This is a genomic window from Salinibacter ruber DSM 13855 (assembly GCF_000013045.1).
GTDB classification, from domain to species: Bacteria; Bacteroidota; Rhodothermia; order Rhodothermales; family Salinibacteraceae; genus Salinibacter; species Salinibacter ruber.
This window is the reverse complement of the sequence record NC_007677.1, coordinates 1,537,649-1,552,270: the sequence shown is the minus strand read 5'-3', so window position 1 is coordinate 1,552,270 and position 14,622 is coordinate 1,537,649. Positions and strand designations below refer to the sequence as shown.

The following is a 14,622-nucleotide window of genomic DNA, read 5'->3' as shown; positions in this document are numbered from 1 at the left end:
CCTCACCCGCCCGGCTGCGCCTGAATGATCTCAATCGAGTCCTCCTCGGCCAGCCGCACGTCCTCCCAGTCCTGGCGGCGGACCACGCTCTCGTTGAGCGCCACGGCGACCCCGGCGGCCTCGTCCTCATTGTCGGGGTCGATCTCCAGGTCCCGAAGCAGCTCGGTCAACGGATAGTCCTCGGGCACAGTGCGCCCGTCCCCGTTGACCGTCACGGGAATGGAGGAGTCGGTCGGGGAGCTCATGCGGACCTCGTCGGGGACTTGGCATCAGAAAAACGACGGGGAGAAAACGGCCGGAGCCAGTCCGAGGTTTCTCCGGTGCGAATCAGTCGCGCCATCTCCTCGGCCGTGATGGGCGTCAGCAGAATCCCGTGCCGGTAGTGCCCGGTCGCCATGAGCACCCCGGGTGCGGCCGACCGCCCCAGGAGAGGCGCGTGATCGCGGCTCGCGGGCCGCAGTCCGGCCCACGTCTCGTCGACCGGCAGGTCGCGGATGCCCGGCACGACCTCCCATCCGCCTTCCAGGAGGTCGTAGAGCCCTCCCGCCGTCACCGTCGTGTCGAAGCCCATTTCCTCGCTCGTGGCCCCCATGACGATCCGTCCGTCGCTTTTGGGGGCCAGGTACGCCTCCGGCCCCCGAATCACGTGCTGAAGGTCAAATGGGCGCTTGCTGCGCAATTGAAGCGACTGTCCCTTCACGGGACGCACCGGGGGCGTCGCATCGGGCGTGAGGCCGTCCAGCTCGCGGGACCAGACGCCCGCCGCCACCACGACCCGATTCCCTTCGATGCGCTCGCCGCCGGCCGTCCGGACCGCCGGCACGTCCTCGTCCGGCACGACGGCCTCGACGGGGGTTTCCTCGTGCAGCGTGCCCCCCTCCGCCTTGAACGCCGTCCGCAGGGCCCCCACAAGGCGGCGGTTGTCGACCTGGTGGTCCGACGGGGCGTACACGGCGGCGGCGAGGCTCGGGGCCACGAACGGCTCCACGTCGCGCGCTTCCGCCCCGGTGAGCCACTCCACGTCCAGGCCCTGGTCTCGCTGGAACTCGTAAAGCCGCTCCAGCGCCTCGGCGGCGTCGCGGTCATCGGCCACGATGAGCGTCCCTTCGTCGCGGTAGTCGACCGACTGGCCGGATGCGGCCTCCACCCGGTCGGCAAAGTCGGGCCAACGCCGCAGGCTTTCCCGGTTGAAGTCGTAGAGCTCCCGCTCCTCGAATTCGATCTCGGCGTCGGGGGCCAGCATGCCCGCGGCCTGGTACGAGGTGCCGCGCCCCGCCGTCTCTTTTTCGAAGAGGGTCACGGGCGTGCCGCGACGGACGAGCTCAAAGCCGATGCTCAGTCCGACGGTGCCGCCCCCAACAATCAGCACGTCTCGGGTCATCGCAAAACGAGCAATTCGTGCAACGCATCCAGTGGAGTGTCCGGGACTCTTCTGTGCAGAAGAGTGTCGGCCTTGTTTGCAACGCAGTGTCGAACGCGTCATTTTCCAGAAGTGTCCCGAACGCTGCGGCACCGGACGCGTGTGGAAGACGACCGTTGCACGAATGATTGTTGTTTTTCGTATGCGTTACGACGCCGACGTAATCGTCGTGGGCGCGGGCCTGGCCGGGGCCTGTGCGGCCTTCACCCTGAGCCGCGACCACAGGGTCCGCGTGCTGGAGTCGGACGAGCCCGCGTCCGGGGCCTCCGGGGCCGCCGCGGGCCTCGTCAACCCGTTCATGGGGCGCCGCGCCCGCCCCATCTGGCGCCTGCGCGAGGCCCTGGACGCCGTGCCGACGCTCCTAGACGAGGCCGGTGCCCCGGCGCTTTTTCCCGACACCGGCGTGCTCCGGCCCGCCGTGGAGCCCGATCAGGTCGCCCCCTTCCAGGACGCCGCCGAGACGCATCCGGACCTCGCCACCTGGCTCTCCCCGGCCACGGTTCGGGACCGATATCCCGCCGTGCAGCCCGACCGCGGCGCCCTCTTCGTTCCCCGGGGCGGCGCCGTGAACGTCGGGGCGATGGTCGACGCGCTGCTGGAGGCGGCACAGGCCCGCGGGGCGACAATCGAGACGCAGGCGCCGGTGCTCTACTGGCGCGAGACGCCCGGCGCCGCGGTGGTGGAGGTCGACCGCGGCGACGACACCGAAGCGCTGCGGGCCGACCGCGTGCTCCTGGCGCTCGGGCAGGGCTATCCCCCGTTTCCGGAACTACGGCGACTGGGACTGGACGGCGTGAAGGGCCAGACCGTCCGCGTCCGCCGCCCGAAGCCCCTCTCGAACTCCCTCCCGCCGATGTCGGGACGGGGCTACATCGTGCCCGAGGGCGACACGCTGGTCCTCGGGAGCAATTACGAAAACAACTTCGACGACCTCTCGCCCACCCCCGACGCCACGGCCTACATCCAGGAGAAAACCAGTGACCTGATTCCGGGGGTACAGCACGCCGAGGTGCGGGGCGAGGTGGCAGGGGTGCGGGTGAAGCACTCGGCAACGAACCGGCCGCTCCTTGGCCCCCTCCCCCGCCGCGAGCGGCTCTGGGCGTTCACCGCCCTCGGCTCGAAGGGCCTGCTCACCGCCCCTATCCTTGCCCTCAACCTCCCCAACCTCCTCAATTCTCCCGGCAAAATCCCCGACACTGTCTCCACGCGAGGGGGGTAACCGCCGAGGCGCGTCCCTCTGCTTCTCTAAATAAAAACCGTTCAACGTGTCCCCGCAATCCTCCCCTGCCGCCGACGCCCTCCTTCACCGCGCCCTCCAGCACGTCGAGGACTGGGAACAGTCCTGGGGCGCGTTCGACCGCCACGACGCCCTCGGCGTCGATCCGGACCGCCTCGACGCCGCCTTCGACGAGTACCTGGAGCGCCTGGAGGGCAACTACCCGTTCCACCACCCGCGCTACGCCGGGCAGATGCTGAAGCCGCCCCACCCGGTCGCCTGTGCGGCGTACGCGGCGGCCCAGCGCATCAACCCCAACAACCACGCGCTCGACGGCGGCTCGCCCACCAGCCAGATGGAAAAGGAGGTCGTGGCGGACCTGGCCGGCATGCTCGGGCTGCCCGACGCCAGCCTCGGCCACCTCACCGGCGGCGGCACCGTGGCGAACCTGGAGGCGCTCTGGGTGGCGCGCGAGCTCCATCCGGACCAGGCCGTCGCGGTGGCGGACAACGCCCACTACACCCACGGCCGCATGGGCGACGTGCTCGACGTAGAGGTGGTGCCGGTGCCGGCGGACGCCCACGGCCGGATCGACCTGGACGCCCTCGACCGCGTGCTGGAGCAGCACGCGATCGGGACCGTCGTGCTGACGGCCGGGACGACCGGACTCGGCACGGTGGACCCAATCCACGACGCAATCCCGCTGTGCAGGGCGCACGACGCTCGGGTTCACGTCGATGGCGCGTACGGCGGCTTTTTCCGGCTGCTGACGGAGCCGGACGCGCCCGACATTCCGAACTTTCCCGCGGAGCGGTTTCGCGCAATCGAAGACGCCGACTCCGTCGCCATTGATCCGCACAAACACGGCCTGCAGCCGTACGGCTGCGGGTGCATTCTCTTCCGCGACCCGGCGGTGGGGCGCTTCTACCAGCACGACTCGCCCTACACCTACTTCACGTCCGACGACCTGCACCTCGGCGAGATCAGCCTGGAGTGCTCACGAGCCGGGGCGGCGGCCGGGGCGCTCTGGTGCACGCTCAAGGCGCTGCCCCTGAAGCCGGACGACGGCCTCGGCCCCATCCTGGCCGCCTGCATGCGGGCGGCCCGCACCTGGACCGACGCGGTGGCGGACACCGATGCCCTCCACGTCGTGGCGCCCCCGGAGACCGACATCGTCTCGTACGTGCCGGCCACATCGGAATCGTCCCTCTCCGCCGTCCACGAGGCAAGCCAGGCCCTCTTCGACGCGGCCATGAACGACCCGGACGATCCCATCTTTACCAGCGTGTATCGGCTCTCCGCGGACGCACTGACGACCCTGCGGCCGTCGCTCCACGCCGATCGGGACGAGGCCGCCGTCCTGCGCAGCGTCCTCATGAAGCCGGAGCACGAGACGTACGCCCCCGATCTGGTGGACCGACTCGCGAACAAGGCCCAGTCGCTCGATTCCGCCGCACCGTGATGCGCCCGCCGCTCTCCTACCTCGTCACCGTCACCGTACCCCGAGAAATAAAGGCGTTCGGGTACGCACTCCGGACGAACGCAAGGGCTTCTTCGGCCGCGTCGCGCTCGGCAAAGGCCCCCATCCGCACCCGGTAGTAGGGCTGCGAGTACTGCACAACAATGGGCGGCTCATTCCCCAAGACCGCAGTCGGGGCCTCCGCTTTGTTCTCCTCCCACCACTGCCGGACCTTCACCTGAAAGTCCTGCGCCGCCTGCTTGTCCCGCGCCGAGAACACCTGCACCCGGAAGCCCTCAACCGTTTGCTGCACGCCCTCGTCCGCCCGCCCCTGCAACAGGCGATCGGGCACCTGGTGGGTCACCTCTACAGTGCGCTCCGGCGGGCGGGCGTCGTACGCCGACGGGTCGAACGTTTCGTACTCGGCCACCGACGGGGCCGCCTCTGCGGGCTCCGGCTCAGCGGGACCTTCCTGCCCGGAGGTCTGTGACGCCCCGGTGCAGGCGCCCAGCACGACGGCCAGCGCGAGAATGGCGAAGGGCGAGCGACGATGCATACGCAACGGAATGCTTGTCTCCAAAACAAAGTAAGATAGGAAGAGACGACCCACGAGCTCAGCCCTCAACCCTCAACGCCCAATCCTCAACGCCCAACCGGGTGCCAGGTGGTCTTAAACTCGACAAACGGCGTGATCCAGTAGGGCGACTGGCTCTCATCGGCCCGCCACTCGGCCGGCGAGCGACCCGGGCGAAACTCCATCCGCGTGACGCTCTCGGCCCCTTCCCGCTCCAGGATGGTGCGCTCTTCGGTCGACGCGCCGACGCTCAGAATGGCGTCTACGTCGCGGTGCCCCCCCACGTGCTCCCGGAGTTCCTCCCGGTGGCCCGTGAGAATGTTGACGACCCCACCCGGCAGGTCACTCGTGTCGAGCACCTCCGCCAGGTCGAGGGCCAGCGTCGGGGCGTCGTTCTCCACCACCAGGATGACCGTGTTGCCGGGCACGATGATCGGGGCCAGGCAGGAGACGAGCCCCAAGAGCGGCGCGGCCTCCGGACAGAAGGCGGCGACGACGCCCGACGGCTCGGGGACGGAGAAGTCGAAGTGCGAGCTCGCCACGGGATTGATGCTCCCAAACACCTGCGAAAATTTGTCGGTCCAGCCCGCGTAGTAGACGAGCCGGTCAATCGCCGCGTCCACCTCCGCCCCGGCCGCGTCGGGGGCGTAGCCGGCGGTGTCGACCAGGGTATCGACGAACGCCTGCCGGCGGGACTCCAGCATCTCGCCCATCCGGTACAGGATCTGCCCGCGGTTGAAGGCGCTCCGCGAACTCCAGCCGTCCTGGGCCTCGCGGGCCTCCACGACCGCATCTCGAAAGTCCTTGCGCGACGCGCGACAGATGTTGGCCACGAATTCGCCGGTTGGGTCGGTGGCGGTTATGTATCGTCCGCTTTCGGTTCGGGGGAAGCCCCCGCCGATGTAGAGCTTGCGGGTTTTGTAGACGGGGAGCCGTTCGTGGGCGTCTGTGGCTGCCATGACTGCGATGGACGTTCAAGGTACGGAAGAAGACCGTGCATGCCCCCCTCGCGGCCGAAGCCGCTTTCCTTGTAGCCGCCGAAGGGGCTGGCGGGGTCGAACTTGTTGTAGGTATTGCCCCAGACCACGCCGCTTTTCAGCGCCTGCGAGATCGAGAAGAGCTTCGAGCCCTTGTCGCTCCAGATGCCAGAGGCGAGGCCGTACTCGGTGTTGTTGGCGCGCTCGACCGCCTCCTCGGGCGTGCGGAACGTAGTGACCGACAGGACGGGACCAAAAATCTCCTCCTGCGCGATGCGGTGGGACTGCGTCACGTTGGTGAAGAACGTGGGCGGGAACCAGAAGCCGTCGTCCGGCAGGTTGCACTCCGGCTGGAACTTGTCGGCGCCCTCCCGCTCGCCGACGTCCACGAGGCGGCGGATTTTCTCCAGCTGTGGCTTCGAGTTGATCGCCCCGATGTCGGTGTTCTTGTCGAGCGGGTCGCCCACCCGGAGCGTCGCGATGCGGTCCCGCAGCTTCCGGGTCACCTCCTCCGCCACGCTCTCCTGGACCAGCAGCCGCGACCCCGCACAGCAGACGTGCCCCTGGTTGAAGTAGATGCCGTCCACGATGCCCTCCACGGCCTGGTCGATGGGCGCGTCCTCGAAGACGATGTTGGCCCCCTTCCCCCCCAGCTCCAGCGTGAGGCGCTTCTTCGTCCCGGCAAGCTGCTTCTGGATGTGCTTGCCGACCCCGGTGGAGCCGGTAAACGCAATCTTGTCGACGTCCGGGTGCTCCACGAGGGCGGAGCCCACCTCGCCGGCCCCCTGCACGATGTTGACGACGCCGGGCGGCAGGCCCGCCTCCTGAATCACCTCGGCGAGCTTGAGGGCCGTGAGGGGCGTCGTCTCGGCGGGCTTCAGCACGACGGTGTTGCCCGTAGCGAGGGCCGGGGCCAGCTTCCACGCCGCCATCAGGAGCGGAAAGTTCCAGGGGATGATCTGGCCGCACACGCCCAGCGAGCGGGGCCGGCCCGGGCCCGGCAGGGCGTACTCCAGCTTGTCGGCCCAGCCGGCGTAGTGGAAGAAGTGGGCCGCCACCAGGGGGATGTCCATGTCGCGCGACTCGCGGATCGGCTTGCCCCCGTCCATCGACTCCAGCACCGCGAACTCGCGGGACTTTTCCTTGATCATCCGCCCGATCCGATAGATGTATTTCGCCCGCTCTTTTCCGGGCAGGTCGCGCCAGTGCGACTCGTACGCCGTCCGGGCGGCCCCGACGGCCTCGTCGACGACGGCCTCGTCGGCGAGGCCGACCTCCGCGAGCGGCTCCTCCGTGGCCGGGTTGATCGACGGGAAGTACTCGTCCACTTCCCGGAATTCCCCGTCGATGAAGGGCCCGTAGCGGTCGTCCAGGCGCACGTGGTCGGCGGACTGCGGGGCGGGGGCGTACTCCCATTCGTCGCCGAAGAGCAGCTCGCGAGCGGTGTTGGGGGCGGCCTCTAGTTCAGCCATGTCGGTAAAGACCTAATCAACAAAGATGCAGAACGATCAGCGCCGGGCGATCACCCGAGCGACAAGTATCGCTTCGAGTGGTAGCGCCCGTGCCGCTCCTTCTCCAGCTGCAGGAGCAGGTCGTTGAGGAGCGACGAGGCCCCGATCCGGAACCGCTCGGGCGTGAGCCACGCGTCGCCGAGCACCTCTCTGACCATGACGAGATACCGGAGGGCCGGCTTCGCCTTCCGGATGCCCCCCGCCGGCTTCATGCCCACCGGGCGGCCCGTCTCCCGGTAGTAGTCGCGGATCGCCTCCAGCATCACGAGCGTCACCGGCATCGTCGCGGCGGGCTTCACCTTGCCGGTGGAGGTCTTGATGAAGTCGGCCCCGGCGTCCATCGCAATGCGGCTGGCCAAACGGACGGCGTCGTAGGTTTCCAGCTCGCCCGTCTCCAGAATCACTTTCAGGTGCTTCTCGCCGGACGCGTCGGCCAGCGCGCTGATCTCACGGTGCACCCGCTCGTACTCGCCGGCGAGGAACGCGTTGCGGTTGATCACGACGTCGATTTCGTCGGCCCCGGCGTCCCGAACCCGCTCCACCTCGGCCACGCGCTCCTCAAGGGCCGCCTGCCCGCTCGGGAAGTAGCTCGCCACCGACGCCACGTTGATGTCGGCATCCGCCACCTGCTCGCGGGCCGCGGGCACCATGGGCGGGTAGACGCAGACGGCCCCGACGGACGGATGGTCCTGGTCGCTGCCGGGGTCCGGCGTGCGGGCCTTCTGGCAGAGGGATTTCACCTTGCCCGGCGTGTCCGCCCCCTCCAGCGTCGTGAGGTCGAGCATGGCGATGAGGCGCTTTAGGCCCTCTACCTTCGCCTCTGTTTTGATGCTGCGACTGGCGAGGCGGGAGGCGCGCTCCCGGGCGGCCACCTCGTCGACGGTGGGCACCTGCGGGGGGCGGTACGTGGCGGGGGGGGACTGTGGCATGGAGCGGGCCGGGTTGGGCCAAAGTGGTGCTGGCGAACGGACATCGAGGGACTGCCCAAAACGAGTGGGATCACAGACCGATCCCGACGCGGCGGAACCGGGGCTACCGGTCCACCACTTCGTCGAGGTCGTAGCGTTTGCGCTTGTCCCACAGCGTCTTCTTGGAGATGCCGAGGTCGTCCGCAATGTCGGCGTAGCTGTCGTCCGCCCGCGTCTCGAGCGTGCGGCGAATGTAGGCCTTCTCCACGTCCTTGAGCGTCTGGCCCAGGGCAAACTGAAACCCGTTGTTGCCCACCGGCTGCTCCCGCTCGTCGAGCCGGCTGGGCGGGGCGAGCGTCAGGTCCTCGGCCTCAATCTGATCGCCCTCCACGAAAATCATGGCCCGCTCGATCACGTTCCGCAGTTCGCGGACGTTGCCGGGCCAGGTGTGGTTCAAAAGCTTTTCCCGGGCGGCGTTCGTGAAGCCGCTCACGTCGCTGCCGAACTCCCGGTTAAACTCGGAGACGATGTGCCTCCCGATCAGCAACACGTCGTCGCCCATGGACCGCAGCGGCGGCATCTTGACGTTCACGACGTTGATGCGGAAGAACAGGTCCTTGCGGAATTCATCTTCCTGCACGCTCTTTTCGAGGTCCGAATTGGTGGCGCACAGAATCCGCACGTCCGCACTCTTGTCCTCCACCCCGCCGAGGCGCCGAAACTCGCGGCTTTCCAGGAAGGAGAGCAGCTTCGCCTGCAGGGCGAGGCTCATCGAGTCGATCTCGTCAAGGAACAGGGTCCCCCCGTCGGCCACCTCGATTAGCCCCTCCTTCGAGTCCCGGGCGTCGGTAAAGGCCCCCTCTTCGTAGCCAAACAGCTCGGCCTCCAGCAAGTTGTCGGGAAGGGACGCGCAGTCGATGTCGGTAAACGCCTCCTCGGCCCGTGGGGAGTTGTAGTGGAGGGTTTGGGCCGCCAGGTTTTTTCCGGTCCCCGTCTCGCCGGTAAAGAGCACCGTCGTGTTGGACGCATTGCAGAGCGTCTCGAGGGTTTCCCGCACCTCCACGACCGGATCGCTCTCGCCGAGGATGCCCTCGATGGGATACTGCTTCTGCTTTTCGGTTTTGATCTGCTTGAGCTCCTGCTGCGCCCCGTACAGCTCAATGGCCTTCTCCAAAAGGGCCCGCATCTCCTCCAGGTTGACGGGCTTTTCCAGGTAGTGAAACGCCCCCTGTCGCATGGCCTCCACGGCCGTCTGCACCGACGAGTGGGCCGTCATGATGATGATCGGCACGTCGAGGTCCCGCTCGTCGAGGTGTTCCATGAGCTCCACCCCGTCCATCTGCGGCATGATCATGTCCGTCACGACCACGTCGGGCTCCCCACTGTCTTCGTCGAGCGCCTCAAGCAGCGAGTTCGGATTGACGAAGGCGTCAACGTCATAGCCGTCCCGCTCCAGCACATTGCTGAACAAGTTTCCAATTTTCGGCTCGTCGTCGACAACGAAGATCCGCTTGCTCATAACAATCCTGGGGTCTTTGCACCGATGATGGACCGTGACGGCCGTGCCCGTTTCCGCCCGCAGCGGCTGACTGTGCCCAAAGAAGAGATGACCAATGTAAAGAGCGTTCTCCTTCCTGTCCAACGCCCTAGAAGATTCTTCCATTTTGCGTCGACCGGCCCGTAAAGATGTAGACATTGTGCCCCGCGGCCCGCACCCTGCCAACACCCTTCCCACCCCGCAGTACAAGCGGTCCGGTCGCTGCTTTTCCCTTTCCAGCCCTCTTCATGACGTCCCGTTCTCTCGGCCTTCTGCTGTTCCTCGTCGTGCTGACGGGCGGGTGTGGGGACCCCGCCCCCGACGATGGGCCTCGAACCGTCACCGACGCCCTTGATCGGACGGTCGCCCTCGATCCCCCCGTCCAGCGGGTGGTGTCCCTCGCCCCCAACCTTACCGAGATTGCCCACGCCGCCGGCGCCGGGGACCGCCTGGTGGCGATCACGTCGTCGGGCGACCACCCGCCGTCGGTCGACACGCTGCCCCACGTGAGCGCCCTGCCCGTCGACTTCGAGGCCGTGGCGGCGCAAGAGCCAGACCTCGTGCTGGCCACCGACCAGATCAACGCACCCGGGGACACGGACACCTTCGAGGCCCTCAACGTGCCGATCTACTTCTTCTCGTTCGGGTCGGTCGGCGACATTCTGACCAGCATCGAGACCATGGGCCAGCTGTTGGGAACCGAGGCCGCCGCCGCGGACAGCGCCGCCGCCCTGCAATCCTCTCTCGATGCCCTTCGTGCCCGGACCGGCTCCCTCCCGGACGCCGAGCGGCCCCGCGTGCTGGTGCTGGTCGGGGACGATACGCTCTACAGCTTTGGACGCGGAAGCTACGTGCACACCCTCGTCCGCGCAGCCGGCGGAACGAGCATTACGGCCGACATCGAGAACCAGGCCCCCACCCTCAGCGACGAGTATGTCCTCCAGGAAAAACCGGACGTGATTCTTGGGCTGTGGGGCCGCGACTACGACCCGGATCGTCTGCTCGACCTGCACCCGACGTGGGACGTGGTGCCGGCCGTTCAGAACGATCGGGTCCTGAGCCTCCCCACGTCCCTCATCGCCCGCCCCGGCCCCCGCGTCCTGCAGGGCGCCCGACGACTGGCCCGGTACCTCCACCCCGATCGGGTTTCGGCCCCGTCGGACTCCACCGGCCGCCTCTCTTCTTCGATGTCGTCCCCCGCGGCCCCATGAAGCGCCCCTGGCTCGTCGGTTTGGGACTGTTGGCGGTCCTCATCGGCACGATCGGGGCGGCCGTGGCCGTGGGCAGTACGACGACGGCCTGGGCCGACGTGTACCGGGTCCTCGCCCACCGCCTCTTCGGCCTCGGCCCGGCCCCGGACCCGACGGTTGACCGCATCGTGTGGCGCCTGCGCCTCCCGCGGGCCGCTCTGGCCTGTGTGGTGGGCGGCGGGCTCTCCATCATCGGGGTGGCGATGCAGACGCTCGTGCGCAACCCGCTCGCGGAGCCCTACATCTTGGGCATCTCCAGCGGCGCCTCGGCCGGGGCGTCGTTCTTCTACCTCGGCTTCCTGCCGCCCCTGCTTAGCAAAGCCCTGACGATGCCCCTGGCCGCCTTCGTCGGGGGACTGGCCTCCATCACGATCGTGTATCTCGTGGCCCGCGACGGCGTCCGCGTGTCGGTGGCCCGGCTGCTGCTGGCCGGGGTGGCGATGTCCGCCCTCATGGCCTCCCTCACCTCGTTCGTCACCTTTTCCTCCCCGGAGCCGGACAAGCTGCGGGCGGTGCTCTTCTGGCTGCTCGGCTCGCTGAGCGGGGCGCGGTGGGGGTTGCTGCCCATCCCGGCCGTCACGACGGCCCTCGGCCTCGGGGCCCTGCTGGTCCTCGCCCGCCCGCTCGACGCCATGCTCGTCGGCGAGGAGCCGGCACGGAGCCTCGGGATGCCGGTCGAGGCCCTCAAGCGGGGCCTCATCGTGCTGGCGACGCTGGTGACGGGCACGCTGGTGGCCGTCTCCGGGGCCATCGGATTCGTCGGCCTCATCGTGCCGCATGCCGTCCGCCTGCTCGTGGGCGTGCCGCATCGGCGCCTGGTCCCCCTGAGCTTCGTCGCCGGGGCCATCTTCCTCTGCTGGGCCGACCTCGCCGCCCGCACGGTCCTGCCGGGACAGGAGTTGCCCGTAGGCATCCTCACCGCCCTCTGTGGGGTGCCCTTTTTCCTGGTGCTGCTCCGCCGCCGCGCCTACCACTTTGGGTAATCGGACCGTCCAGCGTGGGCCGGGCCGCGCTCGTCCCCTCACGGGCCCCGCAGCCCTCCAGCAAACCTTTTCCCGGGCCCGGACGTACCGCAGGTAGAAGTTTCAATCCAAACTGAAACCCCAAATGCCCGACGCCTCGTCCGCCGCCACGAACGGCCGCGCCTCCGCCGATGCCTCCAGCGCCGACGGAGAGTCGTTCCCCCTGGACCGCCCCGTCCCCACCACGCTCGACGACATCCGCGTGCCGGTGGAGGACGACCTCGACGCCTTCCGCTCGTACTTTCGGGAGGCGATGCGCTCGGACCACATGCTGCTGGACAAGGTCACGCAGTACGTCCTGTGGCAGAAGGGAAAGCGCATCCGCCCGATCCTCGTGCTCCTGTCGGCCCAGGCGTGCGGGGGGGCCGCGACGGACCAGACCCATCGTGCCGCCGCCCTCGTCGAACTCCTGCACACCGCGACGCTCGTGCACGACGACGTGGTGGACGACGCGGAGGAGCGGCGGGGCGTGTTTTCGATCAACGCCCTTTGGAAAAACAAGATCGCGGTCCTGCTCGGCGACTTTCTGCTGAGCCGCGGGCTTCTCCTCTCGCTCGACCACGACGACTACTCGGTGCTCCACACCCTCTCCGACGCGGTGCGCCGGATGAGCGAGGGCGAGCTGCTCCAAATCGAGAAGTCCCGCCTGCTCGACATCGACGAGGAGACCTACTTCCGCATCATCTCCGACAAGACCGCCTCTCTCATCTCCGCCTGCACCAAGAGCGGTGCCGTCAGCGTCACCGACGACGAGGCGCTCATCGAACGCATGGACGAGTTTGGCGAAACCCTGGGCCTGGCCTTCCAGATTCGGGACGACCTCTTTGACTTCAGCGCGGAGGACGCCGGGAAGCCGATCGGCATCGACCTGCAGGAAAAGAAGATGACGCTGCCCCTCATCGTGGCCCTGCGCGAGGCGGGGCGACGCGAGAAGAAGCGCATTCTCGCCATCGTCGACCAGGACGAGAAGGACCGCGACGACCTCCGCACCATCGCGGACTTCGTGGACGAGTACGGCGGGATCGAGCACGCCCGCCGGAAGATGGAATCCCTGGCCGCGGACGCCCGCTCGCTGCTAAGCGCCCTTCCGCCGTCCGAGGCCCGCGCCTCGCTCGCCGGCCTCACGGAGTTTGCCATCCAGCGCTCCCGGTAGGGCCGCGGCGGATTGGGGGGGCGGAGGGCGAGCAGGTCTGGTTGCGGCCCCTGCACGTTGCCACTCGACACTCGCCATTCAACCCTGCCCGCCATGCCTGCCCTTCACCTCCTTGGCACCGGCGCCGCCCTCAGCGACCCGCACCGCACCACCACCATGCTCGCGGTGTCGGACGACGCCTCCCCCGCAAATACGCTCGTGGTAGACTGCGGCGGCGACGTGCTTCAGCGCCTACAGGCCTGCGGCCGGTCCATCGACGAGGTCGACGGCCTCATCGTGACCCACGCCCACATGGACCACGCGAGCGGCTTTCCGCTCTTCATGGAGAAGATCTGGCTGGACGGGCGCGACCGCCCCATCCCCGTCTGCGGCATCGAGCCCGCCCGGGCCCAGGCCCAGCGCCTGTGGGATGCGTTTGCGCCGGTGCACGAGGGCTGGGACGGCATCCCGCCCATCGACTGGCGCACGGTGCCGCACGAGCACGGCGCGCCCGTCTGGACCCAGGCCCCGTGGGCCGTGACCGCGGCGCCCGTGGATCACGGCGATACGGCGAACGTGGGGCTCCGCTTCGAGCACGCCGGCGGCGACGGCGTGCTGGCGTACTCCTGCGACACGGCCCCCACCTCCAGCGTCGTGGACCTGGCACAGGGGGCCGACGTGCTGGTGCACGAGGCCAACGGCGTCGGGGACGGGCACTCGACCGCGGCGGGAGCGGCGGAGGTGGCCGCCGAGGCCGGGGTGGACCGGCTCCTCCTGGTCCACCTCCCTCCCGGAGACAAGCGCGACGCCCTCCGGGAGGCGCGACAGGTCTTTCCCCACACCGATCTCGGCGCGGAACTCGGAACGTACGCGTGGTAGCGCGGGGCTACAGGACGTACAGCACGACCGCGGCGTAGTGGCACGCGCTCCCCACCAGCACGAAGACGTGCCAGATCGCATGGCTGTAGCGCAGGGAGTGCCACCCGTAGAAGAGCACCCCGATCGTGTAGGCCAGCCCGCCGGCCACGATGAGGAGCAGCCCCCCCAGCGGCAGGGCGGCGCTCATCGGGTCCGCGAAGAGCACCCCCAGCCAGCCCATGAGCAGGTACAGCGTCGTGGCCGCCGGGTGGAAGCGGTGCGTCGAGAACAGCTTGAACAGGAGTCCCGCGAGGGCAATCCCCCACACCAGCGCAAGCACGGACCAGCCCCAACCCTCCCGCATGAGCACCCCGGCAAAGGGCGTGTAGGTGCCCGCGATGAGCAGGAAGATGGCGACGTGGTCGAGGATGCGGAGCGTCCGCTTCAGGCGGGCGGTGCCGACACTGTGGTAGAGGGTGGAGGTGGCGTAGAGGAAGACCAGCGTGCCCCCGAACACCGCCGAGGCGGCCAGGTCCCACCCGCCGCCCGCCAGCCCCGACAGGACGAGCAGCCCGACCCAGCCAATCAGACTTAGCACGAGCCCAACCCCGTGCGTGATGGCGTTTGCCAGTTCCTCTTCGTAGGACTGCCGCTTGTGCGGCGCCATTGTCGGGTCCTGTGCGGGCTCGGAGGCCTCGCCCTCAAAGTTCCATGGAAGCATGGCGGGCATCGCCTACTGGCGACCAGTCAGAAGGAAA

The 14,622-nt window shown here is 68.5% G+C and carries 14 protein-coding genes; 6 read left to right on the top strand and 8 right to left on the bottom strand.

Translation table 11 applies throughout. From position 1 onward, the window contains the following. Positions 1–2 precede the first annotated feature (2 nt). Together thiS and thiO are read right to left on the bottom strand one after the other, a co-directional pair. Complete coding sequence (gene thiS, locus SRU_RS06580; protein WP_011403987.1) at positions 3–245, bottom strand: sulfur carrier protein ThiS; 243 nt, start codon at positions 243–245, stop codon at positions 3–5. Continuing rightward, positions 242–1,381: a glycine oxidase ThiO gene (gene thiO / locus SRU_RS06575; RefSeq protein ID WP_043552212.1), complete on the bottom strand. Its 1,140-nt coding sequence runs from the start codon at positions 1,379–1,381 to the stop codon at positions 242–244. The genes thiS and thiO overlap by 4 nt, the downstream gene beginning before the upstream one ends. A gap of 181 nt (positions 1,382–1,562) precedes the next feature. Here thiO and SRU_RS06570 point away from each other — a divergent pair, with 181 nt between their 5' ends. Then, complete coding sequence (locus SRU_RS06570; RefSeq protein WP_237702010.1) at positions 1,563–2,639, top strand: NAD(P)/FAD-dependent oxidoreductase; 1,077 nt, start codon at positions 1,563–1,565, stop codon at positions 2,637–2,639. 46 nt (positions 2,640–2,685) lie between these two features. Continuing rightward, positions 2,686–4,098 (top strand): pyridoxal phosphate-dependent decarboxylase family protein, encoded by a 1,413-nt coding sequence (locus tag SRU_RS06565; protein WP_011403984.1) that lies wholly within the window; start codon positions 2,686–2,688, stop codon positions 4,096–4,098. A gap of 16 nt (positions 4,099–4,114) precedes the next feature. Here SRU_RS06565 and SRU_RS06560 read toward each other — a convergent pair whose 3' ends face one another. The 5 genes from SRU_RS06560 to SRU_RS06540 form a co-directional block, all read right to left on the bottom strand. Then, positions 4,115–4,651, bottom strand: a complete 537-nt coding sequence (locus tag SRU_RS06560) for an SPOR domain-containing protein (protein ID WP_118828846.1) — start codon at positions 4,649–4,651, stop codon at positions 4,115–4,117. Between the two features lie 86 nt (positions 4,652–4,737). Beyond that, a complete protein-coding gene (locus SRU_RS06555; RefSeq protein WP_011403982.1) occupies positions 4,738–5,628 on the bottom strand; it encodes an aldehyde dehydrogenase family protein in 891 nt (296 codons plus the stop codon). Continuing rightward, a complete protein-coding gene (locus tag SRU_RS06550; RefSeq protein ID WP_011403981.1) occupies positions 5,529–7,118 on the bottom strand; it encodes an aldehyde dehydrogenase family protein in 1,590 nt (529 codons plus the stop codon). Before SRU_RS06550 ends, SRU_RS06555 begins: the two co-directional genes overlap by 100 nt. 50 nt (positions 7,119–7,168) lie before the next feature. Beyond that, positions 7,169–8,086, bottom strand: a complete 918-nt coding sequence (gene deoC / locus SRU_RS06545; RefSeq protein ID WP_118828845.1) for a deoxyribose-phosphate aldolase — start codon at positions 8,084–8,086, stop codon at positions 7,169–7,171. Positions 8,087–8,189: 103 nt separating this feature from the next. Beyond that, positions 8,190–9,584, bottom strand: coding sequence for a sigma-54-dependent transcriptional regulator (locus SRU_RS06540; RefSeq protein WP_043552207.1), 1,395 nt, complete (start codon positions 9,582–9,584; stop codon positions 8,190–8,192). Between the two features lie 266 nt (positions 9,585–9,850). Between SRU_RS06540 and SRU_RS06535 the strand changes: the two genes are divergently transcribed. From SRU_RS06535 to SRU_RS06520, 4 genes are all read left to right on the top strand, one after another. Then, positions 9,851–10,813 (top strand): ABC transporter substrate-binding protein, encoded by a 963-nt coding sequence (locus SRU_RS06535; protein ID WP_118828844.1) that lies wholly within the window; start codon positions 9,851–9,853, stop codon positions 10,811–10,813. Next, positions 10,810–11,835: a FecCD family ABC transporter permease gene (locus tag SRU_RS06530; RefSeq protein WP_112903779.1), complete on the top strand. Its 1,026-nt coding sequence runs from the start codon at positions 10,810–10,812 to the stop codon at positions 11,833–11,835. Before SRU_RS06535 ends, SRU_RS06530 begins: the two co-directional genes overlap by 4 nt. Before the next feature lie 124 nt (positions 11,836–11,959). Next, positions 11,960–13,027 (top strand): polyprenyl synthetase family protein, encoded by a 1,068-nt coding sequence (locus tag SRU_RS06525; RefSeq protein ID WP_011403976.1) that lies wholly within the window; start codon positions 11,960–11,962, stop codon positions 13,025–13,027. A gap of 93 nt (positions 13,028–13,120) precedes the next feature. Next, a complete protein-coding gene (locus SRU_RS06520) occupies positions 13,121–13,885 on the top strand; it encodes an MBL fold metallo-hydrolase (RefSeq protein ID WP_118828843.1) in 765 nt (254 codons plus the stop codon). A 7-nt stretch (positions 13,886–13,892) separates the two neighbouring features. Here the strand turns inward: SRU_RS06520 and trhA are convergent, their stop codons facing one another. Next, positions 13,893–14,594, bottom strand: a complete 702-nt coding sequence (gene trhA / locus SRU_RS06515; protein ID WP_013061754.1) for a PAQR family membrane homeostasis protein TrhA — start codon at positions 14,592–14,594, stop codon at positions 13,893–13,895. Positions 14,595–14,622 lie beyond the last annotated feature (28 nt).